Source organism: Pseudomonas kulmbachensis (genome assembly GCF_963681935.1).
GTDB lineage: Bacteria > Pseudomonadota > Gammaproteobacteria > Pseudomonadales > Pseudomonadaceae > Aquipseudomonas > Aquipseudomonas kulmbachensis.
This window is the reverse complement of record NZ_OY817088.1, coordinates 1,246,761-1,263,751: the sequence shown is the minus strand read 5'-3', so window position 1 is coordinate 1,263,751 and position 16,991 is coordinate 1,246,761. Positions and strand designations below refer to the sequence as shown.

Annotated in this window: 13 protein-coding genes and 3 tRNA genes; 10 read left to right on the top strand and 6 right to left on the bottom strand. The window is 57.0% G+C overall.

What is annotated here, in order from left to right; all coding sequences use genetic code 11:
* Nucleotides 1-108: 108 nt before the first annotated feature.
* The 4 genes from groL to U5A05_RS05900 all read right to left on the bottom strand — a co-directional run bounded on the left by groL (nt 109) and on the right by U5A05_RS05900 (nt 3,605).
* Nucleotides 109-1,752, bottom strand: a complete 1,644-nt coding sequence (gene groL / locus U5A05_RS05915; protein ID WP_019827814.1) for a chaperonin GroEL — start codon at nt 1,750-1,752, stop codon at nt 109-111.
* Nucleotides 1,753-1,801: 49 nt separating this feature from the next.
* Nucleotides 1,802-2,095: a co-chaperone GroES gene (locus tag U5A05_RS05910; protein ID WP_019827816.1), complete on the bottom strand. Its 294-nt coding sequence runs from the start codon at nt 2,093-2,095 to the stop codon at nt 1,802-1,804.
* 242 nt (nt 2,096-2,337) lie between these two features.
* Nucleotides 2,338-2,808 (bottom strand): FxsA family protein, encoded by a 471-nt coding sequence (locus tag U5A05_RS05905; RefSeq protein WP_261741213.1) that lies wholly within the window; start codon nt 2,806-2,808, stop codon nt 2,338-2,340.
* Nucleotides 2,809-2,879: 71 nt separating this feature from the next.
* Complete coding sequence (locus U5A05_RS05900; RefSeq protein WP_321835929.1) at nt 2,880-3,605, bottom strand: HugZ family pyridoxamine 5'-phosphate oxidase; 726 nt, start codon at nt 3,603-3,605, stop codon at nt 2,880-2,882.
* A gap of 53 nt (nt 3,606-3,658) precedes the next feature.
* Between U5A05_RS05900 and U5A05_RS05895 the strand changes: the two genes are divergently transcribed.
* Nucleotides 3,659-4,417 carry an SDR family oxidoreductase gene (locus U5A05_RS05895; protein WP_261741211.1) on the top strand — a complete coding sequence of 253 codons (759 nt, stop codon included), beginning with the start codon at nt 3,659-3,661 and terminating at the stop codon, nt 4,415-4,417.
* Between the two features lie 184 nt (nt 4,418-4,601).
* Here the strand turns inward: U5A05_RS05895 and U5A05_RS05890 are convergent, their stop codons facing one another.
* A complete protein-coding gene (locus tag U5A05_RS05890; RefSeq protein ID WP_261741210.1) occupies nt 4,602-5,615 on the bottom strand; it encodes a DUF481 domain-containing protein in 1,014 nt (337 codons plus the stop codon).
* A gap of 151 nt (nt 5,616-5,766) precedes the next feature.
* Between U5A05_RS05890 and U5A05_RS05885 the strand changes: the two genes are divergently transcribed.
* The 4 genes from U5A05_RS05885 to U5A05_RS05870 all read left to right on the top strand — a co-directional run bounded on the left by U5A05_RS05885 (nt 5,767) and on the right by U5A05_RS05870 (nt 10,497).
* Nucleotides 5,767-6,120 carry an MGMT family protein gene (locus U5A05_RS05885; RefSeq protein WP_261741209.1) on the top strand — a complete coding sequence of 118 codons (354 nt, stop codon included), beginning with the start codon at nt 5,767-5,769 and terminating at the stop codon, nt 6,118-6,120.
* Nucleotides 6,121-6,162: 42 nt separating this feature from the next.
* Nucleotides 6,163-7,707, top strand: coding sequence for an AmpG family muropeptide MFS transporter (locus tag U5A05_RS05880; protein ID WP_261741208.1), 1,545 nt, complete (start codon nt 6,163-6,165; stop codon nt 7,705-7,707).
* A gap of 103 nt (nt 7,708-7,810) precedes the next feature.
* Nucleotides 7,811-9,526: a proline--tRNA ligase gene (locus U5A05_RS05875; protein WP_321835928.1), complete on the top strand. Its 1,716-nt coding sequence runs from the start codon at nt 7,811-7,813 to the stop codon at nt 9,524-9,526.
* Nucleotides 9,527-9,543: 17 nt separating this feature from the next.
* A complete protein-coding gene (locus tag U5A05_RS05870) occupies nt 9,544-10,497 on the top strand; it encodes a hypothetical protein (RefSeq protein ID WP_261741206.1) in 954 nt (317 codons plus the stop codon).
* 67 nt (nt 10,498-10,564) lie between these two features.
* Here the strand turns inward: U5A05_RS05870 and dinB are convergent, their stop codons facing one another.
* On the bottom strand, nt 10,565-11,626 hold the full coding sequence (dinB, locus tag U5A05_RS05865) for a DNA polymerase IV (protein WP_261741205.1): 1,062 nt from the start codon (nt 11,624-11,626) through the stop codon (nt 10,565-10,567).
* A gap of 289 nt (nt 11,627-11,915) precedes the next feature.
* Here dinB and U5A05_RS05860 point away from each other — a divergent pair.
* The 5 genes from U5A05_RS05860 (at nt 11,916) to U5A05_RS05840 (ending at nt 16,857) form a co-directional block, all read left to right on the top strand.
* Nucleotides 11,916-11,992, top strand: a tRNA-Met gene (locus U5A05_RS05860).
* A gap of 361 nt (nt 11,993-12,353) precedes the next feature.
* Nucleotides 12,354-12,430 (top strand) — tRNA-Met (locus U5A05_RS05855).
* A gap of 161 nt (nt 12,431-12,591) precedes the next feature.
* Nucleotides 12,592-12,668: transfer RNA gene (locus U5A05_RS05850), tRNA-Met, on the top strand.
* Between the two features lie 266 nt (nt 12,669-12,934).
* Nucleotides 12,935-15,577, top strand: coding sequence for a bifunctional lysylphosphatidylglycerol flippase/synthetase MprF (gene mprF / locus U5A05_RS05845; protein ID WP_321835927.1), 2,643 nt, complete (start codon nt 12,935-12,937; stop codon nt 15,575-15,577).
* Nucleotides 15,577-16,857: a virulence factor family protein gene (locus U5A05_RS05840; RefSeq protein WP_321835926.1), complete on the top strand. Its 1,281-nt coding sequence runs from the start codon at nt 15,577-15,579 to the stop codon at nt 16,855-16,857. The genes mprF and U5A05_RS05840 overlap by 1 nt, the downstream gene beginning before the upstream one ends.
* Nucleotides 16,858-16,991 lie beyond the last annotated feature (134 nt).

Below are 16,991 nucleotides of genomic sequence, written 5' to 3'. Positions count from 1 at the left end.
GCCTGACTCACCGCACTGATGTTATCGCTGGCAAGCCAGCTCCCACAAAGCAAAAAAGCCCCGCCTGATTACTCAGGCGGGGCTTTTGCGTATCGGGGTAAGGCTGGCTTACATCATGCCGCCCATACCACCCATGCCGCCCATGTCTGGCATACCGCCGCCAGCTGCCTTGTCGTCCTGGATCTCAGCGATCATCGCCTCAGTGGTGATCATCAGGCTGGCAATCGACGAAGCCGCTTGCAGAGCCGAACGAGTCACTTTAGCTGGGTCAAGGATACCCATTTCGATCATGTCGCCGTATTCGCCAGTGGCTGCGTTGTAACCGTAGTTACCCGAACCCTGCTTAACCTTGTCGACAACTACGCTTGGCTCGTCACCGGAGTTGGCAACGATCTGGCGCAGAGGTGCTTCAACAGCACGACGCAGCAATGCGATACCAACGTTCTGATCAGCGTTGTCGCCTTTCAGATCAGCAATGGCCTGCAGAGCGCGAACCAGTGCCACGCCACCGCCAGGTACCACGCCTTCTTCAACGGCTGCACGAGTTGCGTGCAGGGCGTCTTCAACGCGGGCTTTCTTCTCTTTCATTTCTACTTCGGAACCAGCGCCAACCTTGATCACTGCAACGCCGCCAGACAGCTTGGCCAGACGCTCTTGCAGTTTTTCACGGTCGTAGTCCGAAGTGGTGTCAGCTACCTGGGCACGGATCTGAGTCACACGAGCCTGGATGTCAGCTTCAACACCGGCACCGTCGATAACGGTGGTGTTTTCTTTGGTTACGGTGACGCGTTTGGCATTACCCAGGTGTTCCAGGGTAGCGCTTTCCAGGCTCAGACCGATCTCTTCGGAGATAACGGTACCGCCAGTCAGAACAGCGATGTCCTGCAGCATTGCCTTGCGACGATCGCCGAAGCCAGGTGCTTTAACAGCAACCACTTTCACGATACCGCGCATGTTGTTCACAACCAGAGTCGCCAAGGCTTCGCCTTCAACGTCTTCGGATACGATCAGCAGTGGGCGACCAGCTTTGGCAACAGCTTCCAGAACTGGCAGCAGTTCACGGATGTTGGAGATCTTTTTGTCGACCAGCAGGATCAGAGGACCGTCGAGTTCGGCAGTCATGGTTTCTGGTTTGTTGACGAAGTACGGGGACAGGTAGCCACGGTCAAACTGCATGCCTTCAACAACAGACAGTTCGTTTTCCAGGCCCGAGCCTTCTTCAACAGTGATCACGCCTTCTTTACCGACTTTTTCCATGGCTTCGGCAATGATGTCGCCGATGGAGCTGTCGGAGTTGGCAGAGATAGTACCTACCTGAGCGATTGCCTTGCTGTCAGCACATGGCTTGGCCAGGGATTTCAGCTCTTTGACAATGGCGATGGTCGCTTTGTCGATACCGCGCTTCAGGTCCATCGGGTTCATGCCGGCAGCGACGGCTTTCAGGCCTTCGTTGACGATCGACTGAGCCAGAACGGTTGCAGTGGTAGTACCGTCACCAGCGTCATCGTTGGCACGGGAGGCAACGTCTTTAACCAGCTGCGCGCCCATGTTTTCGAAGCGATCTTTCAGCTCGATTTCTTTGGCAACGGAAACGCCGTCCTTGGTGATGGTCGGAGCGCCGAAGCTCTTCTCGATGATCACGTTACGGCCTTTAGGGCCCAGGGTCGCTTTTACTGCGTCAGCCAGGACGTTAACACCGGCCAGCATTTTTTTACGGGCGGAGTCGCCGAATTTAACTTCTTTAGCAGCCATGTTCGTTCTTCCTTAAATACTTTGTAGTAACGGGAAAAGGAGCGGGAGATCAGCCTTCGATTACAGCGAGAATCTCGTTCTCAGCCATAACCAACAGGTCTTCGCCGTCAACTTTCACAGTGTTGCTGCCGGAGTAAGGGCCGAACACAACCTTGTCACCCACTTTCACGGCCAGCGCACGTACTTCACCGTTGTCCAGCACGCGGCCGGTACCGACAGCGAGAATTTCGCCGCTGTTGGCTTTTTCGGCAGCAGAACCCGGCAGAACGATACCGCCAGCGGTTTTCTTTTCTTCTTCGCTGCGACGGATTACGACGCGGTCATGCAGAGGACGAAGCTTCATTGTCGATCTCTCCTAATTGTGGTGTTCATCGGCCGGTGTCAATACCGGCTGGGTTTGCAAATCCGGAAATGCCGGGTGCGATTCGCTGAAGGGGTAGTGCTGTTGCCAGTAAAACCCTGCGGTGTCCGTTACATAAGGGCGCATCCACTTATTACAAGGGCGCACCCATGAAATTTTTAACCTTGCGTGTCGCAGAAAACAAACACGGCACCCAAGGTGCCGTGTTGATCACGCTCTATGCCTTATTTATCGCGGTGCTCAAACTCGCCTTCGATTACATTGGGCTCACGCCCCAGAGGCTGTTGGGACCGTGGACGAGCGGCTTCAAAATCTTCAGCAAATGCACGCTGGCGAATAGCTTGTTCTTCTGCACGCTTGCGCAGACGGTTGACCAAAAATCGACGAACCGGCGGGAACAGCAACAGCAAGCCAGCTGCATCGCTGATAAAACCTGGCAGCACCAGCAAGCCGCCACCCAACGCCAGCATCAGGCCTTCAAGCATTTGTTGAGCAGGCAGTTCGCCGCGATTGAGGCTTTCGCGCGCTCTGAGCGCCGTGGCCAAACCTGCGACGCGAACGACCAGAACACCCAGCATGGAACCGGCAATGATCAGCAGCAACGCAGGGAAAAACCCGATAGCGGTGCTGACCTTGAAAAAGACGTACAGCTCTAGCACTGGAAACAACAGAAAGAGCAATAGAAAAGCGCGCATCAAATGATTCCTCTCCGGAAGAATATCTTCCAACCCAACCTAAATGATGGCGCGCCTGTACAAATTCAAGGCTATACCGTCTGTTTTTTCGGCCACTCGCTTGCACGAGCCAATAAAACCAAGGCTTCGCGCACCTGTGTCGAAGTGTTGCAAGGTTCTGGGAAGCCCAACCAGTACAAACTTTCACCCACCCGCAAATGCATGCCTTCGCTGTCGATACCCACCAGTTTAGCTGGCCCCGTTTGCGGCAACCCGGTTAATTTCACGTAGTGCTCAAGCGCATTGGCGTGGTCGCTATTCATGTGCTCGACCATGCGCGCTTCAACTTGCCCGGCAAAAGGGTTGGGAATCGTGACCTGGTCCAGCCAGTGGATGGCTCCGAATCCGCCTATATAACGGTGGCGAACAGGGTTTAGCACCCAAAAGTCGAAATCATGCGCGGTGTCGTAGCCCCGCGCTTCAGGGAAGTAGCGGTAATAACGTTCGCCAGCAGCTGCAATCGCTGCGGCATCGGTCAGTTGCTCGGCTTCGGCCAGGTAAGTCAGGCGCCCAACGGCCTGGACATCTTCAGCCCCGCGCTCACCGACCATCAAGGAGCACTTGGGGTCCTTGCGCAGGTTATGGGTGTGCTGGGCAATGCGGCTGATCAGAATCAGCGGCCGCCCCTGCTCATCCAGGCAGTAAGGCACCACGGAGCCAAACGGAAACCCCGGCATGGCCTTGGACAAAGTGGACAAGGCCCCCCGGTATTCCTTGAGCAGTAATTCTCGGGCATGCTTGGCAGCTTCAACGCTCAACTTATGACTCCTTAATAAAAAATCCGTCGATAACGGTCGAGATCAGGGCACTCATGCAACTAAAAGACAAAGTAATCATTATTACTGGCGGCTGCCAGGGGCTGGGTCGCGCCATGGCCGAGTATCTGGCTGCCAAAGGTGCCAGGCTGGCACTGGTCGACCTTAACCCGGAAAAGCTCGAGCTGGCGGTTGCGGCTTGCCAGGCGCAAGGTGTCGAAGCACGCGCCTACCTGTGCAACGTCGCCGACGAAGAACAGGTTACGCAAACCGTAGCCCGGATTGCAGAAGATTTTGGCGCGATCAATGGTCTTGTCAACAATGCCGGGATTTTGCGTGATGGGCTGCTGCTCAAGGTCAAGGACGGGGTCATGACCAAAATGAGCCTGGCGCAATGGCAGGCCGTGATCGACGTCAACCTGACCGGGGTTTTCCTGTGCACCCGTGAGGTGGCGGCGAAAATGATCGAGTTGAACAGTCAGGGCGCGATTATCAATATCTCGTCGATTTCGCGTGCAGGCAACGTCGGCCAGACCAACTACTCGGCGGCCAAGGCCGGAGTAGCCGCCGCAACCGTAACCTGGGCCAAGGAGCTGTCTCGTTACGGTATTCGTGTGGCCGGGATTGCGCCGGGCTTTATCGAAACCGAAATGACCTTGGGCATGAAGCCCGAAGCACTCGAAAAGATGACGTCGGGCATCCCGCTCAAACGCATGGGCAAGGTTGAAGAAATCGCCCACTCGGCGGCATATATTTTTGAGAACGATTACTACACCGGGCGGATTCTGGAGCTCGATGGCGGCTTACGGATCTAAGCCCCGACACAAATCGACCTGTAGCAGCTGCCGAAGGAACGAGGCTGCGTTCGGCGGCGAAGCCGTCGTAAACCCTGAGAACGAGGTTTTTCTGGTACACCGCAGTGCCTGATTCTGCGACGGCTGCGCCGCCGAACGCAGCCTCGTTCCTTCGGAAGCTGCTACGGATATTTGTTGATGGCCCTTACCAGAGCACCCCAAACCCAACGGTATAGCGGGTTTTGTTAAGGGCATTATCAGACCCGCTGGAGCTGCCTATCAGGTCTTTCTCGGCTTTAAGGTTGAGCGATGCCCATTCGGTCACTTTGTAGCGCAAGCCGATTTCAGAATCGAGACTGTAGTCCGAGGCCCCTTCCAGTGACTTGCCCAACTCACCATTGGTGAAGATCGAGACCGTTTTGCCCAGCAAATAACGGTTGTAATCCCACTTCATGGCCAACGAGTAGAAGTTGTCTTTCTTGCCGTCAGAATATTCATAGTCGGTGCGGTTCAGTAGTGAACCCAGCGAAAACGCGCCCAGCTCGTCATCCCAAAACTGATAGCCCGGGCCTGTACCTACGGTGCGTTGGCGGGAAATGTCTTCAACCCGGTCGCGGTTATAGGTCAGCCGACCTTGCCAGTACCACTTGTCATCAATGAAGTGATCAAGCGCGTATTCGGCAGTCCAGTTGTCAGCCGTTACGACGTCGTTCTGAAACTCGCGGTTGTATTCGCCTTCAGCGTGATGACGCCAGGCGCCGTGGCGAGCCGTGGTTTTGAAGTCGATATCGTAGTCGTCGGTGTCTTTGTCCGCCCGCTTGTAGTCCAGCGCCACATCAATATTGCCTTTCCAGACCATGTCTTCAATCAGCGGTTTGGGCTTGATGATTTGCTGGATGCTGGCCAACGCAACTGTCTTTGGCGCTTCGCCATTAGCCAGGGTCACGCTGCCATCTTCGGCAGCCAACAACGATTTGGCTTTTTCACCGGTATAAGCATCTTGTTTGACCAGTAGTTCCTGATCACTCTCAAGCGTTTTGACCTGCTTCCAGTCAATCGGGACGGCACCCGCATACTCGGTCTGAATCAGTAATTTGCCGCCATCAAACACCTTGATCTTGCCGGTCAGGCGATCGCCATTTTTCAACCACACCGTATCGGCAAGCAACGGCGTAGACACACTCAAGACAGCAAGGCATAACAGGGTTCTGGACAACATAAGCAGATGCGAAACTCAGGAGTGCGAAAGAATGGCGGCATTATCCCGATGGATACGCCCTTAAGGAACAAAGACCGACTCATTGAGTTGGAGTTCCTTCTATAGTTCAGCCAACAGTACCGATCCAGGCCCCTCTGATCAGAAGTCCGCCGTGAGCATACCAACCGACACCCCGCTAACCCCTGCCGAGATTCGCCGCACGGCACTGTACTCAACCTTGATGCTGGTGCCGGCCGGGCATGTCGTGACCTATGGGCAACTGGCCGAAATGGCAGGCTTGGGCCGGGCGGCGCGCTGGGTGGGACGAACGCTCAGCCAACTCCCCGAAGGCTCGCGCCTGCCGTGGCATCGGGTGCTTGGCGCCGGGGGTCGTATCAGTTTGCCAGCAGGTACGCCGTCGGGTGACGAGCAGCGTGCGCGTTTACGTGCCGAAGGCTTGAGCATTATGAATAATCGCGTGGATATGCGACGTCATGGCTGGCGCCAGATAGAGCACTACGGTTAGAGTGCGCCCTTTGTTTCCGCAACCAGAGGCAGACTCCAGTCCATGCCCCGTAAAACCTGGCGCGAAGCGCTAGCTGCCTATTCCAGCCCCTCAACCCTTGTGCTGTTACTGCTCGGTTTTGCCGCCGGTTTACCGTACATGCTGGTATTTTCAACGCTTTCCGTATGGCTGCGCGAAGCCGGTGTGGCCCGTGAAACCATTGGTTATGCAAGCCTGATCGGACTCGCCTACGCCTTTAAATGGGTGTGGTCTCCGCTGTTGGACCAGTGGCGTTTACCGCTGCTCGGAAAACTTGGCAGGCGTCGCTCGTGGCTGGTGCTGTCACAGACGCTGGTGATCCTGGGCCTGATTGGCATGGGCTTTTGTGATCCACAAAAACACCTTTCCTGGCTGATCGCCATTGCGGTTGTCGTGTCCTTCGCATCAGCGACCCAAGATATTGCCGTAGACGCCTATCGCCTGGAAATCGCCGAAGACAACCGACAGGCCGCGCTCGCCGCCAGTTACATGTCCGGTTATCGCGTGGCCGCCCTGCTGGCCACGGCAGGCGCCCTGTTCTTTGCCGAAGGCTTCGGTTCTACGGGTTTCAACTACAAGCACTCAGCCTGGACCGGCACTTACGTGCTGTTCGGCTTGCTGATGGTACCGGCGCTGCTCACCACCTTGTTCATGCGCGAACCGCCGGTGCCGCTGCGCACCCAACTGTCAGCCGGGCGCTACAGTTTTGGTCACCAACTGGCATCTGTTTTCGTCCTGATCGTGTTGCTGGTTTCAGTTCCGGCCATGTTCACTCAGCTCTACAACACCGATTTTGCAGGCGTGCTGTTTGAAGGCGTCAGCCCGATGAATCTGGTACTCGAAGATCGGGCCTTTTTGCGCGCCATTCTGTACACCCTGCTGACGGTGCTGTGCCTTTCATCGATGGGACGACGCGGGTTGGCCCCGGTTCTTACGCCGGTAAATGACTTCATCCTGCGCTATCGCTGGCAAGCTCTGCTGCTACTCGGCCTGATTGCCACCTATCGGATGTCTGACACGGTCATGGGCGTAATGGCCAACGTGTTTTATATCGACCAAGGCTTCACCAAGGATCAGATTGCCGGTGTCAGCAAGATATTCGGTTTGATCATGACCCTCGTCGGCGCTGGCATGGGCGGCTTGCTGATCGTGCGCTTCGGCATTTTGCCGATCCTGCTGATTGGTGGCGCGACCTCGGCAGGCACCAACCTGCTCTTTATGCTGCTGGCCGACATGGGCCCTAACCTGGAAATGCTGGTTGTCACGATTTCACTCGACAACTTCAGCTCCGGCCTCGCCACCTCTGCGTTCGTGGCCTACCTGTCCAGCCTGACCAACCTCAAATTTTCCGCGACCCAATACGCCCTGCTCAGCTCAATCATGCTGCTGTTGCCACGTTTGATGGGCGGCTACTCGGGCGTCATGGTCGAGAAATTTGGCTATCACAAGTTCTTTATCATCACCGCGCTGATGGGCATCCCGACGTTGCTTCTGATCAGCCTGCACTGGTATCAGGAAAGTCGCCGGGCCCGCCAAAAACCCGTGGTCGACCTCGAAAAACACCCGTAAATACTAGGGGGAGCCCCACTCCCCCGCCTGCCCTGTACGCAAGCACATCTCGCCCGTACAATGGCCCGTTATTACTCGTCTTCAGCAACGGCAACGGCTAACCATGCGCACCAGTCAATATTTGCTCGCCACACAGAAAGAAACGCCTTCCGATGCGGTCGTTATCAGCCATCAGCTGATGCTGCGCGCCGGCATGATTCGCAAACTCGCTTCCGGCCTGTACACCTGGCTGCCCATGGGCCTGCGTATCATGCGCAAGGCTGAAGCCATTGTTCGCGAAGAAATGAACGCTGCAGGCGCTCTGGAAGTGCTGATGCCGAGCATCCAGCCGGCTGAGCTGTGGCAAGAGTCCGGTCGCTGGGAAGAATACGGCGCCGAACTGCTGCGCCTGAAAGATCGCCACGGTCGCGAGTTCTGCGTGGGTCCGACCCACGAAGAAGTCATCACCGACCTGTGCCGCAACGAGCTGAACAGCTACAAGCAGTTGCCGATCAATCTGTACCAGATCCAGACCAAATTCCGTGACGAAACACGCCCGCGCTTCGGTTTGATGCGCGGCCGCGAATTCATCATGAAGGACGCCTACTCGTTCCACGTTGACAACGCTTCGCTGCAGGTCACGTATGACCGCATGCACGAGGCCTACTGCAAGGTGTTCACCCGTCTGGGCCTGAACTTCCGTCCGGTTGAAGCGGACAACGGCTCCATCGGCGGCGCGGGCTCCCACGAGTTCCACGTTCTGGCAGAGTCCGGCGAAGACGACATCGTATTCAGCAATGGCTCCGACTACGCGGCCAACATCGAAAAAGCCGAAGCAGTTCCAGTCGAAACCTCGCGCCCTGCTGCTACCCAAGAGCTGCGCCTGGTCGACACGCCTGACGCCAAGACCATTGCTCAATTGGTAGAAGGCTACGACCTGCCAATCGAAAAAACCGTCAAGACCCTGATCGTTCACGCTGCCGAAGAAGGCAAGCTGATCGCGTTGGTGATCCGCGGCGATCACGAACTGAACGAAATCAAGGCTGGTAACCATCCGCTGGTAGCAAGCCCGCTGACCATGGCTTCTGACACAGAACTGCGTGACGCCATCGGCGCTGGCGCTGGTTCCTTGGGCCCGCTGAACCTGCCATTGCCGTGCATCATCGATCGTTCGGTCGAGCTGATGAGCGACTTTGGCGTGGGCGCCAACATCGATGACAAGCACTACTTCGGTGTGAACTGGGAACGTGACTTGCCAGTACCAACCGTTGCCGACCTGCGTAACGTGGTCGCCGGCGACCCGAGCCCGGACGGCAAGGGCACGCTGGAAATCAAACGCGGCATCGAAGTCGGTCACATCTTCCAGCTGGGCACAAAGTACAGCGAAGCGATGAAGTGCCAAGTGCTGGGCGAAAACGGCAAGCCGGTGACGCTGGCAATGGGTTGCTACGGTATCGGGGTTTCTCGCGTTGTTGCCGCAGCCATCGAGCAGAACAACGACGAGCGCGGCATTATCTGGAGCGATGCTCTGGCTCCGTTCCAGGTGGCACTGGTGCCACTGCGTTACGAAACCGAAGCTGTTCGCGAAGCCACTGACAACCTGTACGCCCAACTGACGGCCGCAGGCTTTGAAGTACTGCTGGACGATCGCGACAAGAAAACCAGCCCGGGCATCAAGTTCGCTGACATGGAACTGATCGGCATCCCGCATCGGATCGTCGTCAGTGATCGCGGTCTCGCCGAAGGCAACCTGGAATACAAGAGCCGCACCGAAGCAGAGCCACAAGCCCTGCCAGTTGCTGATGTACTTGCATTCCTTCAGGCGCGTATCCGTCGCTGAATCCAGATAGAGACGCCATGTTCAATCGAAACACCTTAACCCTCGGGGGCGCCGCCATGTGCGGCGCCCTGCTGTTGAGCGGCTGTGCCAATCACATGTCGCAACGCAGCGAACACGAGGAGCGCATCGAGCGCAAACTGCTCGCCCACAGCCTCCAGATAGATGTCGGCTCACCTTCGGTGCTTGAGCTGCCGCAACGCCGTGTGCGGATCAACGAACAAAAGACCTTTGAGGTCACAGAGTTCGATGTCACCCGGCATTACGACCGCTATACGCCTTACCAGCCGTGGCGCGAGATCTATGAAGTGCCGCTGGGCGCAGTGGCAATTGTCGCGGGGGTGGGTGCCAATGTGCTCAACGTCTTCATGTTCGGCCAACTGCCCGACAGCGTGACCAAAGACTGGATCAACTACGGCTTCGCAGGCATAAACCCGGCCATGAACGTTCAGTCCCATGGCCGCGCCGAGCAGAATCTGGCTGGCATTGACGATATTCAGCGCGATAAGCGTCTGGAGTATTCAAGCTTGCCGTGGGCCGAACGACCGGTTGTGGTCAAGGCCGGCAAACAGAGTCATGAGCTGACCACGGATCGCAACGGTGTGCTGCGCCTCAACCTGCTGGACAGCCCTTTTGCCGAGCAGGACCTCAATCACATCGGCAAACTGACGATCATGGTTGAAGACGCCCAGGACGAAACCCATTCGGACTCGACCCTGTCGATCAGCAGCAGTTTGCGTGGCAAGTTGCTCGAAGCGCACAACCTGATCTACGACGACCTGGAGGGTGACGACGTCAACCAATGGGTACATCGGGTCAAGCGCTTGTCGGAACTGGGGCTGGAAGAGGAAGCCAGTGAACTGGAACAGAGCCTGATCGAACTCACGCGTAACGACCCTGAGCTACAACGTGAATTCCTTCAGTCCCTGACCAAAAATGCCGGGCGACTGGTGGCGGATCCGGGCGTCAGTTGAAGAGCACCGAGGCAGCTGCCGCAGGAACAAGGCTGCTGCTACGAAATTCAGTGTTTACACTCATCTACTAGCGCTTGAACAACTCCAGTTGCTCATGCCCGCTGTTCAAATCCTGCAAGCGCACGCCAAGCCCGAGCAATCGAACGGGCTTGGCGCCGCGTGCAAATGCCTGACTCAACAGCCCCTGATAACTTTCAAGATCACGCCCGGCACCAGACTGCTCCAGGGTGGTTTGGGTGAAGTCGTGGAATTTCACTTTGACGAACGGTTTGCCTGGCCGGTAACTGCTGTCGATACGCGCAATGCGTCGGCTCAGTGTTTCAAGCAACTCCGGGAGCTTTTCCAGGCAGCTCGCCAAGTCTGGCAAGTCGGTATCGTAGGTGTTTTCCACGCTAACCGACTGACGCCGACTATCACTCTGCACCAGACGCTCATCTATTCCTCGGGCCAAACTCCACAACCGCTCACCAAAACTGCCGAATTCACGCACCAAGGCCAGTTTGTTCCAGTCACGCAGCTGTAAGCAGGTCTCGATTCCCAATCGCCCAAGCTTGTCAGCTGTCACCTTGCCCACACCGTGCAGTTTATTAACCGCCAATGCAGATACGAAATCTTCAACTTGATCCGGCGTAATGACGAATAGCCCGTTGGGCTTTCTCCAGTCACTGGCGATCTTGGCCAGAAACTTGTTTGGCGCCACACCGGCCGACACAGTTATATGCAACTGATTGGAGACCCGCCGCCGGATATCCTGAGCAATACGCGTGGCACTGCCGGCAAAGTGCGGGCTGTCAGATACATCAAGGTAGGCCTCGTCCAAGGACAGCGGCTCAATCAACTCGGTGTAATCGCGCAAGATGCCGTGAATTTCTTTGGACGCTTCTTTATAGGCGTCCATTCTGCCGTTGACGATGATCAGGTCCGGACACAGCTTGAGCGCATGCCGCGATGCCATCGCCGAGCGCACACCATAGGCCCGCGCCTCATAGTTACAGGTTGAGATCACACCGCGTCGATCAGCCGAGCCCCCGACGGCCATGGGCTTGTTCGCCAGGCTCGGGTCATCACGCATCTCAATAGCGGCATAGAAACAGTCACAATCGACGTGGATGATTTTGCGCTGCGTCATGTAAGGCGGTGTTCTTCAAGGGAGTAGGCAATGCTCAGCGCAAGTATGTCACTGCGAACTGTATATAGCACCAGTAGTCTCGATTCTGAGCGACAGACGTGGGAATTTTCGATGATGAATTTGTTTTTTCAATCGAATTGGAAGCATCAATAGAGCTACAGCCCATACAGAACATGGCCTGCAGCCATTTTTATAGCTTAACTTTATAGCTAAGCAGTTGAAGCAGAACGACTTTTTCTAAATTAACGTTTGACAGCCCAGCGTATCGCTGTAGAATCCACCACACAGACGCGGGATGGAGCAGTCTGGTAGCTCGTCGGGCTCATAACCCGAAGGTCGTCGGTTCAAATCCGGCTCCCGCAACCAAACATCGAAAAAGGCTACTCGAAAGAGTGGCCTTTTTTGTGCGCGCGTGTTTTGTAGCCCAGTCCTGCTTGTTGTAGCAGCTGCCGAAGGAACGAGGCTGCGTTCGGCGGCGAAGCCGTCGTGAATCAGGCGCCCTGGGGTGTCAGGCTTATTGAGTGCTCAGGTTTTACGACGGCTTCGCCGCCGAACGCAGCCTCGTTCCTTCGGCAGCTGCTACAGGCCCGACTAAGGCCTTGTCAGGGCTCCGCCCACAAAAGATTCTGCCCACATCCAAAATTCATGCCTATTTTGATCTTATTTACGGTATTTGTAGATTAAAGGTTGACTCCCCCACCCAGCACTGTAGAGTGCGCTCCACAGACGCGGGATGGAGCAGTCTGGTAGCTCGTCGGGCTCATAACCCGAAGGTCGTCGGTTCAAATCCGGCTCCCGCAACCAAACATAAAAAGGCTGCTCGAAAGAGTGGCCTTTTTTGTGCCTGAGTGTTTTTGCCCTCTGCTGCACATTCAGGGGAAAAGGATTAAAGCCGGGTATTTCAACCGCTTACGACATTTAAGGTTGACACCCCGGCGATCCTCTGTAGAATGCGCCCACACAGACGCGGGATGGAGCAGTCTGGTAGCTCGTCGGGCTCATAACCCGAAGGTCGTCGGTTCAAATCCGGCTCCCGCAACCAAACATCGAAAAAGGCTACTCGAAAGAGTGGCCTTTTTTGTGCGTGCTCGAAAAGTACCCCCAAGTCATGCCTGTCATGCCTGTCATGCCTGTCATGCACGGGACATCTCCACCCGCTAAGCTGAACGACCACAATTACCTTTTTTTCACACCCCGAACCTGAACATCAGGCAAACAGCTGAAAATATTTAGAAATATTTTGACCAAAAGGATTGGTAACTTGAGCCTATGCCTCCATCCTATCGCGCACGATCCACGAGGTGATTGATGCCCGATAACTCGCCAGAACTTAAAGAAGCCGTTACAGCAGCCCACCCGATTGCCGCGACCCGTTTGCGCTGGCTGGATTTGCTGAGCAAGTATCGCCAACCCATTGGCCTCGCACTCACTCTTCTGCTGTTTGCGATAGCGCTGATTGCTTGTCGCCACCTGCTCAGCGAACTTGACCTGTACGCTCTGCACGACTCGATTCTGGAAGTCCCCAAGCCCGCCCTCCTCGGCGCCGTGGCTGCAACTGCAGTGGGCTTCCTGATTCTGCTCGGCTATGAGTGGTCCGCCAGCCGTTATGCAGGGGTCAAGCTGCCACCTAAAACCCTGGCCCTGGGTGGTTTCACGGCCTTTGCCATTGGCAATGCCATCGGTTTGTCGCTGCTCTCCGGCGGCTCGGTGCGCTATCGCCTGTATGCACGTCATGGCGTCGGCGCATCCGAAGTCGCCCATATGTCGCTGTTCGCCAGCCTGTCGCTGGGCTGTGCCCTACCGCCTCTAGCCGCACTGGCGACGCTGAGCAATTTGCCCGCCGCTTCTGCCGCCCTGAATATCCCTGCCTATATATTGGGGGCGATAGCTTTTGCGGTTCTGGCACTGTTTGCCTTGTTGGCGCTGGGTATTTATCGCCGACGCCTGCCCGAGCAACCTATCCCGGATAACCTGCTGGTCAAGGCCGGACGTCGTACATTGCGCCTGCCAAGCCCGCGCCTGACGTTCCTGCAACTGGTAATTACTGCGCTGGACGTCGCCGCCGCGGCCACCGTGCTGTACTTACTATTGCCCGAAGCACCGCCTTTCGGCGCATTTATGCTGGTGTACCTGCTGGCACTGGCTGCCGGCGTGCTCAGCCATGTGCCTGGCGGGGTCGGGGTTTTTGAAGCGATCTTGCTGGCAGCCTTTGCCGACAAGCTCGGCGCGGCCCCCCTGGCTGCCGCGCTGCTGCTGTATCGCATGATCTATGTGATCCTGCCGCTCCTGATCGCCTGCCTGATGCTGCTGATGAACGAAGCTCAGCGCCTGATTCACACCCGGCAAAGCCTGCGGGTTGCCTCAGGCCTGGCGGCTCCGGTGCTGGCGATTCTGGTGTTTATGTCCGGCGTGGTGTTGCTGTTTTCCGGCGCCACACCCGAGATCGACACACGCCTTGAACACATCGGCTTTCTGATCCCTCATCGCCTGATTGATGCCTCGCACTTTGGCGCCAGCCTGGTCGGCGTGCTTTGCTTGCTATTGGCACAAGGCCTGCGTCGACGCCTGTCAGCCGCCTGGATGCTGACCACGATCTTGCTGCTGGTCGGCGCCGTGCTTTCCCTGCTGAAAGGCTTTGACTGGGAGGAAGCCACGGTCCTGGTGCTGACCGCCAGCCTGCTGGGCTTGTTCCGCCGCTCGTTCTACCGCCCGAGCCGCCTGACCGAGCTGCCGTTTTCGCCGCTGTATCTGGTGGCCAGCGTTTGCGTACTAGGCGCCTCGATCTGGCTACTGCTGTTCGCTTATCAGGACGTTCCTTACAGCCATCAACTGTGGTGGCAGTTTACCCTCGACTCTGATGCCCCACGGGGTCTGCGCTCGTTGCTGGGTGCAGCAGTGCTGCTGGTAGTCGTCTCGCTGACCTGGCTGTTGCGCACCGCACGCCCGGTGATCCACCTGCCCGATGCCGCCGAGCTGGAAAAAGCCGGAAAAATCATCCTCGCCTCCGACCAACCCGATGGCGGCCTGGCGCTGACCGGCGACAAGGCCCTGCTGTTCCATCCGGATGACAACGCCTTCCTGATGTACGCCCGTAGAGGGCGCAGCCTGGTGGCGCTATACGATCCGATCGGGCCGGCGCAACAGCGTGCCGAGTTGATCTGGCAGTTTCGCGACCTGTGCGACACCGTCCATGCCCGCCCCGTGTTCTATCAGGTACGCGCCGAGAACCTGCCGTTCTATATGGACATCGGCCTGACCGCGATCAAGCTCGGCGAAGAAGCAAGGGTCGACTTGCACCGCTTTGATCTCGAAGCCAAAGGCAAAGAGATGAAAGACCTGCGTTACACCTGGAACCGTGGCACCCGTGACGGCCTGTCACTGGAGATCCACGAGCCGGGTGAAGCTCCGATGGATGAGCTGAAGGTCATTTCGGATGCCTGGCTTACCGGCAAGAATGTGCGTGAAAAAGGCTTCTCGCTGGGACGCTTCAGCGAGGAATACATCAAGCACTTTCGCGTGGCGATTATTCGCTTTGAAGGCAAACCGGTGGCCTTCGCCAACCTGCTTGAGACTCACAGCCACGAGCTGTCGAGCCTCGACCTGATGCGCGCCCACCCCGATGCCCCAAAGCTGACCATGGAGTTCATGATGGTCGGCCTGATTCAGCATTATAAAAAGCATGGATACGCACGTTTCAGCCTGGGGATGGTACCTCTGTCCGGCTTGCAACCGCGTCGTGGCGCACCCTTGACCCAGCGTTTGGGGTCGATGTTGTTCCAGCGCGGCGAGCACCTGTACAACTTCCAGGGTTTGCGTCGCTTTAAAGACAAATTCCAGCCCGACTGGGAACCTCGTTATATGGCCGTGCCCGCCGGACTTGATCCGCTGGTCGCGCTGGCTGATACCGCCGCCCTGATTGCAGGCGGCTTGACTGGATTGGTGAAACGTTAATGAAACATCGTTCCTGGCGGTTTTTGTTGCTTGCCTTGATAGTTCTGGTCGCGCTTGCAGCAGGCGGCTATTGGTTCTGGAATCGCCCTGCGCCAGAACCTGTGATCGAACACCTGAACCAGGCTGATGGCTCGACACTGACCAAAGTCACTCCCGGTCAAAAGGCCCAGGCTCAGGTGGTGATCGCCACTCCCGCCGAAGAAGCGCTAAACGACAAGCAATTATTGGCCTTGAGCCGTGGTGGCAAAGCGCAATTGGTGCAAGTGATCCTGCCCAAGGACGATTGCACGCTGCAGCAGCAAGCGCTGCAAACCGCGCTGCAACAACTCAAGGGCCCGGCGACATTGGTCAGCGGTATCGGCCCTGGAGCTACCTTGGCCTGGCGCTGGCTGGCTGAGCAAACCAACGACAAGGCCAAGGCTGTGTCGGTAGGTTTCAAGCTTGAAGAACCCGGCTGCGCCCTGCCCGTCCCAAAAGCGGCTGCCCACGGTAGCTGGCTGGTCGCTTGGAACGATAACCCTGACGATCCTAGTGCTGCTTTCGTACGTGATCAGCCTAACGCTCAGACCAGCATCAGCGACTACGACATTCACTACCCGCAGGTACTGAGCAACGAGTTGCGCAAAATCCTGGTGGGCGATGAAAACGGTGGCTTGAGCATGCCGGTGGTTGAAGTCCCTGCTGGCCAGCAGAACAGCACCGTAACCCTGTTCCTGTCCGGTGACGGCGGCTGGCGTGACCTGGATCGCGACGTGGCCGGTGAAATGGCCAAGATCGGTTATCCGGTCGTCGGCATCGACATGCTGCGTTACTACTGGCAGCACAAGACCCCCGAACAAAGCGCCACCGACCTGACCGAGCTGATGCAGCACTACCGTCAGAAATGGGGCACCCAGCGTTTTGTACTGGTCGGCTACTCGTTTGGTGCAGACGTACTGCCTGCCACCTACAACCGCTTGCCGGAAGCCGAGCAAAAGCGGGTCGACTCGATCATGTTGCTGGCTTTTGCCCGCAGTGGCAGCTTTGAGATCCACGTCGATGGCTGGCTTGGCAAAGCTGGCGCAGAGGCTGATACCGGTGAAGAAATGTCCAAGCTGCCCGCCAGCAAAGTGGTGTGCATCTATGGCGCAGAAGAGGTCGATGAAAGTGGCTGTACCGCCAAGACAGCCGTCGGCGAAAGCCTGAAGCTGCCCGGCGGGCACCACTTCGATGAAAACTATCCGGCCCTGGCCCAGCGCCTGGTGGACCTGATCAAGAAGCATCAGGCCACTGCCGAGTAAGCAGTACCCTCAACCCACCCCTCTCCCGGAGGGAGAGGATGCCGATTGGGGGATATTTCAGAATCCCTGCAGCCTGATGGTACTGAGTTGAATCCTGCATCAACTCGGTCAGTCCCCTCTCCTTCCGGGAGAGG